The following is a 13973-nucleotide window of genomic DNA, read 5'->3' as shown; positions in this document are numbered from 1 at the left end:
TATATTTTCAACATTTGTATAAAGTCTGGTTACGAAATCATTATATATCGAAACAAGAGTATATCATATGAGGATTGAAAGTAATATCTATTTAAATTGTATAAATTAATATAGTATATATATTTTAATAAGTTAAGGCCATGAAAGATAAAAATTACATTATAATAATTGCACTATCAGGCATTCTACTTATTGTAGGTGTTGTCTACCTGGCAGTAACTACAGATATTTTCGCCCCACAAAATGACATTGATGTAGATGAAATTATTATACCGGAATTCGAACCAATTCCGGAACAAACAATAGACTGTGAAATATGTCATACTCATCCGGAAAAAGAAAAGAAACATATAGAGGGCGGCATCTATTGTGAACCGTGTCATGGAACAGATCTCCACGACCTGCACATCAAAGAAACTACAGCTAATCTCTCATGCGTTGTCTGCCATGGTCTTGAACCAATCATCCCGGAAAAACTACCAGGGCATGATAAGATCTGCGATGCATGTCACGACTACCCTGACGCGATCCAACCAAGCTATGGAAATATTGTAACAATACATATGACCAGAGGATACTCCTGCACTATCTGCCACATACAGGATATTCAGAGTATCCATATCAATTCCATGAACAGTAGTTAAGGCAGCATCTATTGATAAATCATTAGTAAGTAAATAGAAAACCCTAAAATATAGTGGATTGAATAATTCACTAATATATGAATTTATAAAAGGTTTAATTATGACTTCGGAACTCACATCTGAACAGGGGTGTATGACACTGATTGCAGGATTGCTTGGTACACTCAGGGAAGTAAATGGCGATGAAGTTACAAGTGATTTAATTTATATGAGTTTTTTTAGAAAAGGGGAAAATTTAGGGGAAAAAATCGGAACGGGCAAAGATCCACAAACTGCTCTGAAACAATTCATTGAATACATCAAGTTTTGTTTTGATATAGAAATTATAAGTGAAAACTCAAAAGAAAAAGAATATACAGCAGATCTACGGTTTAAAAACTGTTTTATAAAAGATATATGCAGTAACCAAGGATTATCCATAAAAAATCCTCTTTGCAGTAGTACTCAAGGTTTAATAGAAGGAGCACTTTCTTTTATGACTGGCAAGCAAATAGATTTGGACATATCTATTATAGAAAAGGATATTTGTCAGGGTACTATAAAATTCAAGAAAAAACGTGATATTTTTCATTTCATATAACTTTCATTATTTACATCACATAAAATAATACTATCTTTTTTATCCGGAAATTTCTAATTATGGGGCTGTCTGTGGAGATTGCGAGGGGGCCGGGGGATTCATGCCCGGTTTATGATGATGTTTTCCAGCAGCCTGTAAATGTCACCTTTACTTTTTTCCCCTGCATTCATTTAAAAATTTACAACCGTTAAATTTTTACTTTATCGATTACATTATGAACTCACGTAATCCTAGACCTATTCAATATTTTATTTAGAAGGAAAACCAACATGCCATTTGAGATAATTGAAAAAAGCCAGATAGTTCCAACAATACACAATATGATCATTTTTGCACCCAGGATAGCTAGAAAAGCCCGGGCAGGCCAGTTCATCATTCTGAGGATAGATGATGCAGGAGAGCGAATTCCCCTGACTATTGCTGATTTTGACCGCGAGAAGGGCACAATAACCACAATCTTCCAGGAGATGGGAAAGACCACAGCTCGGTTATCTGAAATGAACGCCGGAGAATGCCTGCTCGATTTCGTGGGCCCCCTTGGCAAGCCTTCAGAGATAGAGCAGGTAGGTACAGTAGTATGTGTGGGTGGCGGCGTGGGTGTGGCCCCTGTATATCCTATTGCCCGAGCCCACAAGGAAGCTGGCAACAAAGTAATATCCATTATAGGTTCCCGCAGTGCAGACCTGCTGCTGTGGGAGGAAAAGATGCGGGATGTAAGTGATGAACTGTTTATTACAACCGATGACGGCACCAAGGGGCACCATGGTTTTGTTACAGATGTGCTAAAAGAACTGCTCGAAGGCAGTGAATCCATTTCCCTTGTGGTTGCCATCGGACCTCCTATAATGATGCGCACCGTGGCCGGGGTAACCCATCCATTCGGTGTGAAAACCGTAGTAAGTCTAAACAGTATCATGGTAGACGGCACTGGCATGTGCGGTTCATGCAGAGTGCTGGTTGGCGGCGAGACCAAGTTCGCATGCGTAGACGGGCCGGAATTCGATGCACATGAGGTCGATTTTACTTTGCTCATGAACAGGTTGCAGATGTACCAGGATGAGGAGCAGCTTGCTATGGAACACTACAAAAAATGTGAACAGGAAGGATGCCAGTGTTAGAACGACAGGATATGCCAAGACAGGACCCTGAAAAGAGGCGTTCCAACTTTGATGAAGTAGCACTGGGATATTCCCATGAACAGGCTGTAAATGAGGCAAGCAGGTGCATCCAGTGCAAGAAACCTTTGTGTGTGGCCGGGTGCCCGGTAGAGATCGACATCCCTGCTTTTATTAAGTATATAGCAGATGAAGATATGGAAAGTGCTATTAATGAGCTGAAGTCCATGAATGCACTTCCAGCCATCTGTGGTCGCGTATGCCCTCAAGAGACCCAGTGTGAGGAGGTCTGCGTGCTGGCAAAGAAGGGTGAACCCGTTGCCATCGGCAGACTGGAGCGTTATGCTGCTGACTGGGAACTGGAGAACAAGCTGGGGGAACCGGAAAAACCCGAATCGACAGGTAAGAAGGTGGCCGTAGTAGGTTCAGGTCCGGCAGGGCTGACCGCTGCTGCCGAACTGGCAAAGATGGGGCACAGTGTGAACCTGATGGAGGCCCTGCACAAGGCAGGAGGCGTATTGGTCTATGGCATACCAGAGTTCAGGCTGCCCAAATCCATTGTCCAGAAGGAAGTCGAATACATAGAAAGACTGGGTGTTGATATCCACCTCAATAGTGTGATCGGTATGGTAGAGACCGTGGATGAACTACTGGATGAGTATGATGCCGTATTCCTCGGCACCGGTGCCGGGTTGCCCAGCTTCATGAACATCGACGGTGAGAATCTCAGTGGTGTTTATTCTGCAAATGAATTCCTGACAAGGGTTAACCTGATGAAGGCATACCAGTTCCCTGATTATGATACTCCTGTCAAAAAGGGCCATAAGGTAGTGGTTGTGGGTGGAGGGAATGTTGCAATGGACGCTGCCAGGTGTGCGGTTCGCCTGGGTGCCGAAGAAGTGACTGTAGTGTATCGCCGCGGAGATGATGAGATGCCGGCCAGGCGTGAGGAGATTGAGAATGCAAAAGAGGAAGGCGTTATTTTCAAGCTCCTGTCAAACCCCACACGGATACTTGGTGATGAGAAGAACTGGGTAAGGCAGATGGAATGCCTGAATATGGAGCTATGCGAGCCCGATGAATCAGGACGTTGCAGGCCCGTACCTATAGAAGGTTCTGAACATATCCTTGATGTGAATATAGTGATAATAGCAGTAGGGACATCTCCAAATCCGCTTATCCCGATGACTACTTCTAGCCTTGAGACCTCGAAATGGGGTACAATAATAGCAGATGATAACGGTGCCACTTCTAAAACCGGGGTATTTGCCGGTGGAGATGTGGTAACAGGGGCTGCTACAGTCATAAGTGCCATGGGTGCAGGTAAGATTGCTGCTAAGGCTATTGACAAATATCTTAATTCGAATAATTTATAATGTGGTATGGGTGGAAGTAATTTTTTTAGATTCTAATGTAAATTCCGAAAACTATATATATTAAATCTGAATAGATAGGAGCTTGTGAGCGGGAACAACGTTTTTCTAACTAACCCCCACTCCCCAACCCGCTCACACAAAATAACTCTTATTTTACTTTTCACGATAAACCTAATTTGCGATTAACAATAAATTACAACTAATGACAAAGAAAGTGGCTATTATTGGTGCAGGTGCCGTGGGGATGACTGTAGCCACCTATTTGAAACGGCATACGGATTATGATGTTTTGGTATTTTCATCGGACACTCACACTGCGTACAGCCAGTGCGGGATGCCCTTCGTACTGGAAGGTATTATATCTGAATTCCCTGACCTGATAGTAAGGCCGCCAGATACCTTTATTGAAATGGGTATAGACCTGCATCTTAACACAGAGGTCAGGCACATAGATGCCAAAAGCCAGAAAGTGATATCAGATTCTGGTGTTTTTGAATATGATCATCTGGTGATCGCTACTGGTAGTACACCTGTTATCCCGCCCATCCCCGGAATTCACTTAAGCGGTGTGTTCACCCTGCAAACGCTATCGGATGGCATGGACATCAAGTTTAATATTAATGATAACAGCAGGGTGGTGGTTATTGGTGCGGATGGGATAGGGATCGAAGTTGCAGCATCCCTTGTCAGGAGAGGGATTAATACCACATTGATAGGAACCCTGGCCCAGGTGCTTCCACTGACCCTTGATCCAGATATGGCATCATTTATAGAGCAGCATCTTATCTCGATGGGTATCAGGGTAATGACATGTACCAGTGTGGATTCTGTGAATGGAAAACAAAGGGTGGAATCGGTCAGTGCGGGGGGTGAAACACTGCCGACTGATGTTGTTATAGTGACTTCCGGACTAAAGCCCTTGACATCGGTTGCCAGGAAGGCTGGCTATGATATAGGTACTACAGGCGGCATTGTGACCGATGAGGGACTGAGGGTGAGCATGGATGGAGAATTCCAGGATAATGTTTATTCAGGTGGTGAGTGCGCCCAGGTGTTTGATCTCATCACGGGTTCGCCTGTTATCAGCAGGCTGGGTTCGGCTGCCCGGAGGATGGCACGGGTTATTGGCGGGAACCTTGCCGGTAAGGATGCTGTCTATCCACCTACATTAAGCCCGGGTGTGGTGGTGGCGGGGCATCTGGTGGCAGGTTCGGTGGGTATTACCTCGCATACGGCAAAAGTCCACGACATTAACATAATCAGCGGTAGTTCAAAGGGATATTCCAGGGCCGGTTATTATCCGGGTGCTATGCCCCTGTTCGTTAAACTATTGTTCTCAAAAAAGAAGCTTGTAGGCGCACAGGTGGTGTCGAGCGAGGGTGTTAAGGAGAGGATAGATGCTCTCAGCCTTGCCATACGTATGGGTGCAGAAGTCGACGACCTGCTGGATTGGGAGACCTCATACTCGCCGCCGGTTGCCATGGTCATCGACCCGGTAACGTTTGCGGCCGATGATGCAAAAAATAAGATGGAAGGTATAGCTTGATCAACATCGACGGCTCCTACGGCGAAGGCGGCGGCCAGATCATACGCACGGCTGTTGCACTGTCTGCTGTTACAGGAACTGATGTAACGATCAGCAATATCCGCAGCAACAGACCGAAATCCGGACTGAAGGCCCAGCACATGAGTGCTATCAGGACGGCCGCTGACATGACTGGTGCCAGGATATCGGGACTGAAATCCGGTTCCACTGAACTTACATTCAGCCCGGGGGTTAGTACCTCGGGTGGTATTCCAGGCGGTTATTATAAAATAGATATCGGTACGGCAGGCAGTATTACACTACTTCTCCAGTGCCTGATGCCTATCGCCTTGGCAGCACAGGAACCAGTATCACTGGACATCACAGGTGGCACTGATGTGGCATGGTCACCTCCTATTGACTATATGGCCCATGTGCTGCTACCAGTACTTGAAACTATGGGATTAAAGTGTAATATTAAGCTTCAACGCCGGGGTTACTATCCCAGGGGCGGCGGCAGGGTCGCTGCTATTATTCACCCGTCGGCATTGCGGGCTGTGGACCTGGATAAAGAGAAAGAGGCGGATACGAAGAAGGAGGAGGGGATGGAGAAGGAGTGGGAGAGGGGGAAGGAGAAAGAACCCTGTAGAGTTGCAGGCATATCGCATAGTTCAAACCTGCCGCCCCACGTTATGCAGCGGCAGGCAGATGCAGCAACAGCAGCACTGGAAAAGGCAGGCTATAGTTCATCCATTGATACATGGGCAGCCAACTCCCCATCTACCGGCAGCGGGATAACCCTGTGGTGCGGGCATGCCGGCGGCAGTGCCCTGGGTAAGCGGGGGCTGCCTGCCGAGAAGGTGGGCAAGGCTGCTGCTGGAGAGATAATTACAGAACTGGGCTCGGGGGCTGCGGTGGACGTGCACCTTGCCGACCAGTTGATTCCGTACATAGGGCTTGCCGGGGGCGGTAGCTTAACGGTTCGGGATGTGTCCGGGCATACACGGACGAATATATGGGTGGTAGAGCAGTTTTTGGGTGTGGAGTTCAGGATAGAAGAAAAAAAGGATGTTTTTAAAATATCATTATGATTCCGGCTCGGTGATTTCCAGGTACTCGGGCGGTATCTCTTCGGACAGCACGATAAACTTGTTCACCCCCATCATTTCCACACCACCTTCCGTAGCAGCAAAGGCATCTACCCTGAAGATAACCGGATTCTCAGTATGTACACTGGCAGCCTCCACGGCTTTCTCATAAGTGGAACTCAGGTGCACATATCTCTGGCGTACAGGCTTGATCCCCATCTCCTGTATCATATCTGCTTCTTCCTGGCTGGCACCGTAATATACAAACTCCAGGTCGTTCTCAGGAAAATCCAGGTTAATGATAACCGAGTGTCCGTATCTGGCCCTGATATTTTTGCCTGATAGCTGGTACCTGTCCTTCTTATCAGATTCCACAATTGCTATCAACCTGTTATGGGATGCCCAGGGATATCTTGTCATCATAACATCCACCAGCACATCAATATCCACCCAACCATGCTGGTTCATGGCCAGCCCAAGGTCATCCGGAAAATGCCGCAATGCTCCGGAAAGGAACCGGCCCATTCGTTCAGTGCGCTCATCATCCAGCACATAACTGCCAGCTTCGCCGCATTGACATACTTCTCCTCTGAAAAAACCATGTTTCGGACACTTTCGTATCATACAACCAGCAATATTATTAATACATCTTATAAACCTTATTAATCGTTTGAAAAAACAATGTATATTAAAACGTTGCAACAAATATAACATTGTAACAAATACATGAACTTGTGGATGTGAGATTCCCCCGATCATAAAAAAAGGGGTATCATATCGACCGAACGTGAACTATCGGGAGAAATACAACTGACGTTAAAAGCAATATTCGAACCGGAATCTATAGCCGTTATCGGGGCATCGGCAACACCAGGTAAATGGGGTTATACCATACTGAAGAACATGCTGGGCAATGGGTTTCCCGGCCATGTATATCCTGTGAATCCGAAGGCAACGGACATCCTTGAGCAGACATGTTATCCTTCTGTGCTTGATATACCGGGTCCTGTTGATCTGGCAGTTATCGTTGTACCCTTATCTTATGCACTTGCAGTGACAGAAGAATGCGGCAAGAAAGGAGTTAAAGGCATTATTATGGTCACCGCAGGGTTCAGCGAAGTGGGTGGTGAGGGGAAGCAGCTTGAAGAACAGTTGATGGGGATTGTTGACCGATACGGTATGAGGCTGATCGGCCCGAACACACTGGGGGTGGTCAATGCCCATGCAGGCATGAATGCAAGCATTATCTCCAAACTACCTGCAAAGGGTGGGATATCCTTTATCACCCAGAGCGGTACACTGGGACTGGCCCTGGCTGACTGGACAATGGAGATGGGGATCGGCCTGAATATCGTGGTAAGCACTGGCAACAAGGCCAATGTTGATGATGTGGACTTACTGGAATATCTTGCTGATGATAAACAGACAGATGTGATCGCAATGTACATTGAGGGTATCAATCACGGCCGGGAGTTTATGGAACTGGCCAAGGGCATATCCAAACCCATTCTTGCGGTAAAGGCCGGCCGGACCCGGAGCGGTTCAAAGGCCGTATTCTCACATACAGGTAGTCTGGCAGGCTCGGATGATGTTTACAGTGCCGCTTTCAAACAGGCAGGTATTATCAGGATCGAGAATATTGATGACCTTTTTGATTCTGCACTGGCCCTTTCGGTCCAGCCTGCACCCGCAGGCAACAGGGTGGGAATAATTTCCAACGGCGGTGGTGCTAGTATCATAGCATCTGACACATGTGAACGTCTGGGTCTGGCAATACCGGGCTTTGAGCAGGGAACAAGAGCCAGTATCAAGGAACTGGTCCCGAAGTTCGCATCATACAGCAATCCGGTAGATACGGCCGGACTGGCATCCTATGAGACCTATAACGGTATCGTCAAACATATGTTGCGTGACCCAAATATCGATGCGTTGATCGTGATCTATGTGCATACTGTGATGTGGGATTCACGCATTCCGGCAAATGCTATTGTAGATATTCACCGCGGTAGATGTCTTAAACCGGTAATAACATGCTGGCTTGGAGGTGCGGGCACAGAAGCAGGGATAGATATTTTAAAAACTGGCGGTCTTCCCAATTACCCTGTACCTGAAAGGGCTGTTAAGGCCCTGGCATCCCTGGTCAAGCATCATGGGTTTATAGAAAAGGTGAAGGAATGAACGAAAATGAGGAACGGCTCTGGAAATTGTTAGGGGACTGGAATATTCCCGTGCTCCCAATGGCTACAGTATCTTCAGCCGGGGCTGCCGTGGAAGCGGCCAAAACCCTGGGTCATCCTGTTGTAATGAAACTCGTCTCACCTGATATCACCCATAAAAGCGATGTGGGCGGCGTTATACTTGACCTGGGTTCGGATAAGGAGGTAAAGGATGCATATCATAGGATGATGAAGTCTGTGAAACAGCACCTGCCGGAAGCAAGGATCGAAGGAGTAGTATTGCAGAAGATGGCCGAACCCGGACTTGAAGTGATCATCGGTGCTAAACTGGACCCTCAGTTCGGTCATGTGATCATGTTCGGACTGGGTGGAATATTTGTGGAGATATGCAGGGATGTTTCCTTCAGGGTTACGCCCGTGGACAGGGAGATGGCACGTGAGATGGTATTGGAGATTAAGGGCAGTCCTATCATCGAAGGTGCGAGAGGCAGGGAACCTGCTGATCTAAAAGCCATTATTGATGTGATCACCGCATTATCATCTATGCTTGAAAAGAATCCTGATATCACTGAGATTGACATTAACCCGTTGATCGTGTATTCCCGGGGCTCGGTAGCAGTGGATGCCAGGATACTTACAAAATGAGTAAATATTGGTTTTTCAACGTATAGGAAAGTATATATTTTCCTGTAGGCTTAGAAAATGCGAACAAAGTGAGCATTTTATTGACAGGGTTCATCAGTAAAATATATGTAGAATAGCTGAAAGGTATTAATATCCATATTGATTTCATTGAGGTGGCGAAATGGAAAATGACGATGTAGTATATGTCGGTAACAAACCAGTGATGAACTATGTACTTGCAGTGGTAACCCAGTTCAATGGTGGTACCAATAAAGTAACTATCAAAGCACGCGGCAGGGCCATTTCAAGAGCTGTTGATGTTGCAGAAGTGGTGAGGAACAGGTTCCTTGATAATGTGGAAGTGAAGGATATTCTCATATCCACAGAAAAGGTAACATCGGACCGCGGCGAAACCAACGTATCAGCAATGGAAATAACAATAGGGAAGTAGTATTATTTTATATTTTATTCGCTCAGAGCATCAGGTTCCATGAGAATAGAGATACTATCCGGCACCCTGGATTATGACGGCTCCCAGATAGAGCCGCTGTGGGCATATTCAAAAGATATTCCCGGGGACAGCATTGTGTTGTTCAGGGGGGCTATGGACATTCCGGATTCAAATATCAAGGATCTGGAAGACCTGCAAAATAATCTAGCCATCAAGGGCGGGGATATGCTGCACTTCATAGTTGAGCGGTTCGATTCACCGGGCAGCATAAGGCTTGCATATTATATGCAGCGCTTGCTGGTTGTCTGTGCTAAAGATGTCTTATTTCACCACGGCATAGAATCGATACGCAACGGTGATGATATTTTTATTGGTACGGGTAAATTGACTGTTAGCATAGCATCTGCGGGGATTTCCTCTGAGAAAATACATTTTGGCATTAATATTTCATGTAATGGCACGCCTACTGATGTGGAAGTTGCCTGTCTGACCTACCTGGGCATCACTGATTTTATAGGCATGGGGAAGGAGATTGCCACTGCTTTTGCAGCCGAAGTAGATGATATCGAGTCTGACATTGTGAAAACAAAGGGCCTTTGACCTGGTCAGGCATCAAGTTAATCCAACTGAAGAGAGGATTTTCTTGTTGGGATTATAAGTTTAACCTGTTATTCTCGATAATGAAACATGGGACCACTAAAATCCCATGAACATTTCATAACATTTTTATATATAGAATTTAACTCTCAATATCGAAAAGACATATAGGTGATGATATGGAGGAGATTATTGATAATTTTATACCTGTAGCTATTTTCATTCTATTTGGTTTAGTAATACCATTGGCGATAATGTTTATTGTAAAGCAGATATCGCCGAGAAGCAAGACACTAGCCAAGTTCACAACCTATGAAAGTGGTTCTGTGCCCACCGGTAGTGCGAATATGATGTTCAATGTTGAATATTATTCATATGCAATACTTTTTGTATTGTTTGATGTTGAATTATTGTTCCTTTACCCATGGGTTACTGTTTATGTGAATGATGCTGTGATTACAACTACACCAGGTTTTACTACAGGATTTAGCATTTTGGCGATGGTATTGTTTATGATTGTTGTACTATTGGGACTTATATATGAATGGAAGAAGGGGGTCTTGGAATGGGTGAGATAGAGATGGAGCTTCCGCCGAATGTTTCGGTCACTTCTGCCAGCGCAATACAAGAGTTCATTAAAAATTCACCGCTCCAGAAAATTTTGAACTGGGGCAGAAAGAACTCGTTATGGTTCATGACCCATCCGATGGGTTGCTGCGGAATTGAACAAATATGCGTAGGTGTAGCCCATTATGATACTGACAGGTTCGGTATCATTCCGAGGTGTTCCCCGAGACAGGCTGACGTAATGATGATCAGTGGTTATGTTAGCAAGAAATACCTGCCTGCTCTGCAAAGGGTCTGGGACCAGATGTTAGAACCGAAGTGGATATTGATGATGGGTGAATGTGCAATATCCGGTGGTCCCTGGTGGGAATCATATAGTACAGTCACACATCTTGATGAAATATTCCCTGTGGATATTTACATTCCTGGCTGTCCACCAAGACCCGAAGCCCTTTTGCAGGGTTTCATTGAACTTCAGAAAAAGATCGTGGCTGAGAAAGACAGGACTGTAATACCAAATCCGGCAGATGGTGGTGTGTAAAAGATGGGAGATGAAAAAATGGATAAAACCATCATGATAGAACTGTCAAATACGTTCAAGGATGCAGTTTCTGATGTGGATGTTCCCTCACCTAACAGGGCGGTAGCAAGAATAGATCCAGGCAAAGTAAAAGAGATCATGCAGTTTTTACTTGACAACGGTTTCGACCATCTTTCCTGTGTATCAGGTGTGGATTATCCTCCTGATAAAATGGAGGTGGTATATCATGTTACATCATATTCGGCACCGTTGGTCATAACATTAAAAGCTTCCTTACCACGAGATGATCCGAATATTGACTCACTCTGTGGTATCTACTGGAATGCAAACTGGTATGAAAGGGAAACATATGAACTTTATGGGATCAAATTTAATGATTGTCCGTATATGAAGGTCCTATTGCTGATAGAAGAAATGGAAGGAGAATGGCCACTGCGTAAAGATTACGCCGGGTATCCCGATTTAACATAGGTGATGAATAATGACGCATGAAGCAACTCAAATTACTTCCCCACCCAAACCATCTGAGATACTCCTGCATCTCGGACCACAGCATCCGCTGCAGCCAGGTCCTTTTTTGCTTGATCTGAAGATAGAGGGTGAAACAATAAGGGAAGCCGAACTCAAGATCGGTTATATTCATAAAGGTATGGAAAAGGTGTTTGAAGACAGGACATATCTCCAGATCCTTCCGTTGACTGACAGGATATGTTATCTTGCCTCCAATTCCAATAACGATGTATATTGCCGTGGTGTTGAGGAACTGTTGGGCATAGAACCTACAGATCGTGCCAAGTATCTCAGGGTATTAACTAATGAGCTTTGCAGATTACAAAGCCATCTGTTAGGAATAGGTGAATATGCTACAGATGTGGGCTTTTTGACCATGTTCATTTATATGGTCAGGGAGCGGGAAGGGGTAGTGTCCCTGCTGGAAGCTATTACAGGCTCAAGACTAAACCACAATTATGCAAGGTTTGGCGGGGTAGCGAACGACCTGCCGCCAGGTTATAAGGAGATGGCTTTAAAAACCCTGGGAGAACTGAAGAAACAGGTCAAATCACATGATGCGATGCTGTCCAGTGATTCGATCTACCTCAGAAGGACTAAAGGTGTAGGAGTATTAACTGCCAAAGAAGCGGGCGAACTTGGAGTGGCAGGACCGCCATTGAGGGCCGCAGGCGTGGAGTATGACCTAAGGCGGATGGAACCTTATCTGGTATATGATGATCTTGATTTTAAGGTGATCACCCAGACTGATGGTGACGTATTCTCTCGGGTCAAAGTAAGGTTACTTGAGATACTTGAGAGTATCTATATTATTGAACAGTGTCTGGACCAGATGCCTTCAGGTCCGTATAAGCAGGATGTAACACCATATATCACGCGGCCCAAAGCCGGAGAGGTGTATGCCCGTATTGAAGATCCGAGGGGAGAAATGGGAATGTACATAATTTCTGACGGTTCCGATAAACCATATCGTTTCAGGATCAGGGGTCCTGCATTTGCTACGGCACAGGCACTACCGCCATTATTGCTGGGAGGATACGTAGCTGATGTGGCAGCCATAGCAGCGAGTATGGATTCTTGTACCAGTGAGGTAGACAGGTAGGAGGTGTAATTTATGGGAATATTTGAAATTATTATGGATTACCTTGTTATTATTTTTGCAGCCAATCCATTTGCACCCTGGATCAGGGGTGTTCTTGGCGGGCTGGTGATAGGAGCCGTATTCGGTGGAGCTCTTGTAATGGTATATCTCGAGCGCAAGTTCCTGGGAGATATGCAATCCAGGATCGGTCCTAATCGGGTAGGCGGTCGATTTGGTGTATTGCAGTTGATAGCAGATGCTATCAAACTATTCACTAAAGAAGATATTATCCCTGCCAAGGCTGATAAATGGTTATTTATAGGTGCACCGATTGTTGCACTTACATCAGGATTTTTGATGGTGGCGGTAATTCCCTTCGATTATCTTTATATCAACGGGAACTATTATGCAGTAGCAGTATCACGAATGGATATCAGTATCCTGTATCTTGAAGCAGTATCCGGATTGGCTATCTTTGCTACATTTATGGCTGGATGGGGTTCAAGCAGTAAATATGCAGTGCTTGCCGCGTTCAGGAACGTAGCAAAGATGATCGGTTACGAAGTTCCACTAGGTATTACTATTATTAGTGTGGCAGTAATGGCGCATTCACTGGATATCGTGGAGATAGTGGAAGCCCAGTCAAGTATTTGGTTCATTATTGCACAGCCGTTGGGTTTTGTAGTATTCTTCATAGCCTTGTTGGCTGATGTGGGGCGAATACCCTTTGACCAAACTGAAGCAGAAGAAGAACTCGTCGCAGGATGGGCTACGGAATACAGCGGGATGAGATGGGGGCTGGCATTCTTTGCTGAATATCTCCATGCAGTTGTGGGTTCTTTTATTGTTACCCTGATATTCCTGGGTGGATGGAATGGTCTCCCTATTGTCGGCAATCTATACATTCCAGGAATCTTCTGGGTAATTGCTAAGGTAATAATAGTGATGATGCTTTTCATATGGATCAGAGCTGCCCTGCCTAGATACAGGATCGATCAGGTCATAGATATAGGCTGGAAGGTATTAATTCCACTAGCTTTGCTGAACCTTGTGTGGTCCACGATAATAGGGTTATGGTGGGCATAGGAGGGGAAAAA

15 protein-coding genes and 1 pseudogene are annotated in these 13973 nt (G+C 45.3%); 15 read left to right on the top strand and 1 reads right to left on the bottom strand.

Annotated features, from left to right (window positions below):
* The first annotated feature begins 140 nt into the window (after nt 1-140).
* From HF974_05850 to HF974_05825, 6 genes are all read left to right on the top strand, one after another.
* On the top strand, nt 141-644 hold the full coding sequence (locus HF974_05850) for a hypothetical protein (GenBank protein ID MBC2697858.1): 504 nt from the start codon (nt 141-143) through the stop codon (nt 642-644).
* A 100-nt stretch (nt 645-744) separates the two neighbouring features.
* Entirely contained in the window at nt 745-1224 is a 480-nt protein-coding gene (locus HF974_05845; GenBank protein ID MBC2697857.1) for a hypothetical protein, read from the top strand.
* Nucleotides 1225-1493: 269 nt separating this feature from the next.
* A complete protein-coding gene (locus tag HF974_05840; protein MBC2697856.1) occupies nt 1494-2342 on the top strand; it encodes a sulfide/dihydroorotate dehydrogenase-like FAD/NAD-binding protein in 849 nt (282 codons plus the stop codon).
* Entirely contained in the window at nt 2330-3715 is a 1386-nt protein-coding gene (gene gltA, locus HF974_05835) for an NADPH-dependent glutamate synthase (protein MBC2697855.1), read from the top strand. Before HF974_05840 ends, gltA begins: the two co-directional genes overlap by 13 nt.
* A gap of 202 nt (nt 3716-3917) precedes the next feature.
* Nucleotides 3918-5261, top strand: coding sequence for an FAD-dependent oxidoreductase (locus HF974_05830; GenBank protein MBC2697854.1), 1344 nt, complete (start codon nt 3918-3920; stop codon nt 5259-5261).
* Nucleotides 5258-6331 (top strand): RNA 3'-terminal phosphate cyclase, encoded by a 1074-nt coding sequence (locus tag HF974_05825; GenBank protein ID MBC2697853.1) that lies wholly within the window; start codon nt 5258-5260, stop codon nt 6329-6331. The genes HF974_05830 and HF974_05825 overlap by 4 nt, the downstream gene beginning before the upstream one ends.
* Here the strand turns inward: HF974_05825 and HF974_05820 are convergent.
* The gene (locus HF974_05820) at nt 6326-6952 is read right to left on the bottom strand and encodes an RNA 2'-phosphotransferase (protein MBC2697852.1); all 627 of its coding nucleotides are present in this window, start codon (nt 6950-6952) and stop codon (nt 6326-6328) included. The two genes, HF974_05825 and HF974_05820, sit on opposite strands and share 6 nt — an antisense overlap.
* Before the next feature lie 210 nt (nt 6953-7162).
* On the opposite strand from HF974_05820, the pseudogene HF974_05815 reads away from it, so the two are divergent.
* The 9 genes and pseudogenes from HF974_05815 to nuoH all read left to right on the top strand — a co-directional run bounded on the left by HF974_05815 (nt 7163) and on the right by nuoH (nt 13962).
* Nucleotides 7163-8506, top strand: a pseudogene (locus HF974_05815) (acetyl-CoA synthetase).
* Nucleotides 8503-9150, top strand: coding sequence for an acetyl-CoA synthetase (locus tag HF974_05810; GenBank protein MBC2697851.1), 648 nt, complete (start codon nt 8503-8505; stop codon nt 9148-9150). The pseudogene HF974_05815 and the gene HF974_05810 overlap by 4 nt, the downstream one beginning before the upstream one ends.
* Nucleotides 9151-9310: 160 nt before the next feature.
* The gene (gene albA / locus HF974_05805; protein ID MBC2697850.1) at nt 9311-9580 is read left to right on the top strand and encodes a DNA-binding protein Alba; all 270 of its coding nucleotides are present in this window, start codon (nt 9311-9313) and stop codon (nt 9578-9580) included.
* Between the two features lie 39 nt (nt 9581-9619).
* Nucleotides 9620-10180 carry a DUF366 family protein gene (locus tag HF974_05800; protein ID MBC2697849.1) on the top strand — a complete coding sequence of 187 codons (561 nt, stop codon included), beginning with the start codon at nt 9620-9622 and terminating at the stop codon, nt 10178-10180.
* Nucleotides 10181-10356: 176 nt separating this feature from the next.
* Nucleotides 10357-10755: an NADH-quinone oxidoreductase subunit A gene (locus HF974_05795; protein ID MBC2697848.1), complete on the top strand. Its 399-nt coding sequence runs from the start codon at nt 10357-10359 to the stop codon at nt 10753-10755.
* On the top strand, nt 10722-11285 hold the full coding sequence (gene nuoB, locus HF974_05790; GenBank protein ID MBC2697847.1) for an NADH-quinone oxidoreductase subunit NuoB: 564 nt from the start codon (nt 10722-10724) through the stop codon (nt 11283-11285). The genes HF974_05795 and nuoB overlap by 34 nt, the downstream gene beginning before the upstream one ends.
* 18 nt (nt 11286-11303) lie before the next feature.
* Nucleotides 11304-11756, top strand: a complete 453-nt coding sequence (locus HF974_05785; protein ID MBC2697846.1) for an NADH-quinone oxidoreductase subunit C — start codon at nt 11304-11306, stop codon at nt 11754-11756.
* A gap of 10 nt (nt 11757-11766) precedes the next feature.
* A complete protein-coding gene (locus HF974_05780; GenBank protein MBC2697845.1) occupies nt 11767-12897 on the top strand; it encodes an NADH-quinone oxidoreductase subunit D in 1131 nt (376 codons plus the stop codon).
* Nucleotides 12898-12930: 33 nt separating this feature from the next.
* Complete coding sequence (gene nuoH / locus HF974_05775) at nt 12931-13962, top strand: NADH-quinone oxidoreductase subunit NuoH (GenBank protein MBC2697844.1); 1032 nt, start codon at nt 12931-12933, stop codon at nt 13960-13962.
* Nucleotides 13963-13973 lie beyond the last annotated feature (11 nt).

This window comes from ANME-2 cluster archaeon (assembly GCA_014237145.1).
GTDB lineage: Archaea > Halobacteriota > Methanosarcinia > Methanosarcinales > Methanocomedenaceae > Methanocomedens_A.
The sequence above is the reverse complement of the archived record's forward strand: the minus strand, read 5'-3'. Positions and strand labels throughout refer to the sequence as shown.